Origin of the sequence: Methanobrevibacter sp. (genome assembly GCF_045116495.1) — an archaeon.
Classification (GTDB): domain Archaea; phylum Methanobacteriota; class Methanobacteria; order Methanobacteriales; family Methanobacteriaceae; genus Methanocatella.
This window is the reverse complement of record NZ_JBGULU010000048.1, coordinates 1-2,544: the sequence shown is the minus strand read 5'-3', so window position 1 is coordinate 2,544 and position 2,544 is coordinate 1. Positions and strand designations below refer to the sequence as shown.

Genomic DNA, 2,544 nt, shown 5'->3' with positions numbered 1-2,544 from the left:
ATAAGTAAGGATATCGGCATGTACAATACCTGTCTTCATCAATGTGCCTACTGTTACGCAAATACATCCTATGAAGCAGCTCTTAATAACCACAGAAACCATAAGGACACTGACGAAAGTATCATTCCATTTAAAAGGATTTGATTCACATCTGCAGTTTAAGTAAGACATTGCCGTAGAAACAAATTCTGCAAACAGGATCCTAATTTTAGGATCCTATTGCCTTAAAGGATCATTGTAGTTTTTCTTAAGAAGATTGCCAAACGAATTGAATATTGTAGAGTCCCAATGATTGTGATTAATTGCGATATTATTCCTTAACTTTTGATCAAAATTACCCCATGATCACAATCTACTAAAGAATTTCAGAAATAGAATCGTGAATCCCTTGTAATATCAAGGGGTTTTCGTTTTTTTACCCTCAAAAAAAATTTTTTTTTGACTACTCGGTACTTGAAAAACAAATCTATACAGGGCATACTGTACCCCATATAGATTTGTTTTTGGATTTACGCTATGGCTACAGTTTCTCGCTCTCAAGATAATATTTTCCCTATTCCTATGAACTGTACTGTTAATAAAAAGACAGGTTATGTTCTGGCAAATTTAACCAACGAATACGCGTCAAGTAACAGTAAGGGCAAATGTTCTTATTCCACTCACAAAAAAATTGGGATAGGCTACGCGGTAGATCCAACCAACTGGAAAGACAACCGGTTCATGTATGCAAATAAAAATTATTTTTTGATTTTTGATAAGGAAAATTTACCTGAACGTCCGGCCAGGGATGATCATATTTCTGTTGGCACCTATGCAGTTCTGAAAAAATTGTGTGATGAATCCGGACTACTCAATTGCCTTGTTGAAGCTTTCGGTTCTGACGACGCTAATCTCATTTTAGATCTCGCCAGTTATATGCTGATTGAAGAGTCTGCAAAGTTTCAACACTATCCACACTGGGCAAGAAAAAATATTTTATTTTCCAATGGCAGTATCAGTGATTCGAGCATATCTTCATTTTTGAATGAAGATCTTAGTGTTTCAAAAATTAATTTTTTTAAAGACAACTGGGCAGCAAGAAATTTAGGTGATCAAAAAGTTTATGTCTGCTACGATTCCACAAACGTAAACAGTCAGGCAGAAGGAGTTTTTCTAGTTCAGAAGGGGTATGCCAAAGATGATAAAACTTTGAATCAGGTTAACTCTGATTATGTGGTAAGACAGGCTGACGGGTTGCCTCTCACTTTTATGAATTTTCCTGGCTCAGTAACCGACGTGACACAGGCTCCCGAGATGATTAAATTTTTTTCAGAACTGGGCGACGATGTTGCAAAAAATATTACTATGATTTGTGACAGAGGATATATATCCGAACGTAATGTTAAAGATTTTGATGATGCCGGAATTGACTTTTTGTTGATGCTTCGAAAAGATTTAAGCTGCGGAGAAGAGTTGCTGAAACAATATTCTTCAGAAATTAAAAAAAATGAAAACTATCTTCCGGAATATGATGAATTTGCAATGACCGTTGAAGGAAAACTTTTTGATGGAAAGGATGAACCTTTAAGAAATTTTATTCTCATTTGGGATCATATGCTTGAAGCCGGACATCGTACAAATTTTTATTCAAAACTGGTGTCTCTCAAAAAGGAACTGGATAATGCTATAAACCGCAAAACAAAATATTCACTCGAAGAAATAAAGAAACATTTTTATTACCTGAATCTTGAATACGAACAAAACGGAACAATGAAAATAAATAAGAGAGGTAAGGGACATTCAGGTGAAACAGAAGAAATTCCAGCTTTCATAATAAAATCCTACCAGGATAATCACGAACGAATTAATGAGGCGTTAAGTTTTTGCGGTTACAGAATACTGGTTAGTTCTTGCAAAACAAACGGACGGGAGTGCAGAATCGCTTATTCCAAAAGAAATTGTGTAGAACGCGTGTTTACTTCGTTGAAATCTTCTCTTGGAATGGATGTTATCGGAGTTTACTCTGATGATTCGATTCATGGAAAATCTTTGATCTGGTTTGTAGCTTCTATTATGTATGCGCTCATTTCAATTCGCGTATCTAAACAAAGAGAGAAAGATCGAAAAAATTTTACGGTGCCTGCTGTAATACGTTCTCTGCAAGAAATTTCTGCAGACCGAAATTTAAATACTTCAAAATACACGAGGCGATACAAGTTAGATAAAAGGCAAAAAAATATTTTGGCTGAATTTAAAATTAACGAAAATGACATTGACGAAATAATAGACAAAGTCTAATATCAAGTTAGTTAAGGGGTAAAAAACTCCTAAAAGTTAAGGAGATTTTAGACCTAATACGATATTTTTTTAATCAGCCAATAGGTAATTGGGATACATCAAACGTTGACGATATGAGCGGTATGTTTAATAATGCAATTGCGTACAGCTATCCTATCCAGCTCATAAATTCTTATTGCAGAGGGATCGGCTTTTCAACCATGTGGATCATTTTTTTGTGGATGGTGGCAGATCATATTTTCTAAATTTTGCGGGTCGGATTTTCTA

The 2,544-nt window shown here is 35.1% G+C and carries 3 protein-coding genes; all 3 read left to right on the top strand.

Features of this window, described 5'->3' with window-relative positions:
* The 3 genes from ACJMLH_RS02450 to ACJMLH_RS02440 all read left to right on the top strand — a co-directional run bounded on the left by ACJMLH_RS02450 (window position 1) and on the right by ACJMLH_RS02440 (window position 2,522).
* Window positions 1-144, top strand: a complete 144-nt coding sequence (locus ACJMLH_RS02450; RefSeq protein ID WP_405274384.1) for a DUF1848 family protein — start codon at window positions 1-3, stop codon at window positions 142-144.
* 417 nt (window positions 145-561) lie between these two features.
* Window positions 562-2,277, top strand: a complete 1,716-nt coding sequence (locus ACJMLH_RS02445; RefSeq protein WP_405274379.1) for a transposase — start codon at window positions 562-564, stop codon at window positions 2,275-2,277.
* A gap of 44 nt (window positions 2,278-2,321) precedes the next feature.
* Entirely contained in the window at window positions 2,322-2,522 is a 201-nt protein-coding gene (locus ACJMLH_RS02440) for a BspA family leucine-rich repeat surface protein (RefSeq protein ID WP_405274382.1), read from the top strand.
* Window positions 2,523-2,544: the final 22 nt, after the last annotated feature.